Genomic DNA, 252 nt, shown 5'->3' with positions numbered 1-252 from the left:
AACATAACGGGGGACTGACCCCTTTTAAAATTAATAGATTGTTAGGGATAGTTTTGAATGAGGAGCGGCGTTTACTGAAATTTATAGTCGAGTCAACCATCATAATGATTCTAAACCGATGACTCCAATAATGATTGCTATGATACTAGCTATTCGCTTCCAACTTTTCGATTCACCGAAAAAAATCATATTGATGAGAACAGCACCAGCTGTACCAATGCCGATCCATACTGTATAGGCTATACTTAGAGG

1 protein-coding gene is annotated in these 252 nt (G+C 38.1%); it reads right to left on the bottom strand.

The window, feature by feature from the left end; all coding sequences use genetic code 11:
* Nucleotides 1–99 precede the first annotated feature (99 nt).
* On the bottom strand, nucleotides 100–252 hold a 153-nt coding region (locus tag RYX56_RS23985; protein ID WP_317124337.1), incomplete at its 5' end, for an SMR family transporter.

The sequence above is a fragment of the Alkalihalophilus lindianensis genome, assembly GCF_032843265.1.
GTDB lineage: Bacteria > Bacillota > Bacilli > Bacillales > Bacillaceae_D > Alkalihalophilus > Alkalihalophilus lindianensis.
The sequence above is the reverse complement of the archived record's forward strand: the minus strand, read 5'-3'. Positions and strand labels throughout refer to the sequence as shown.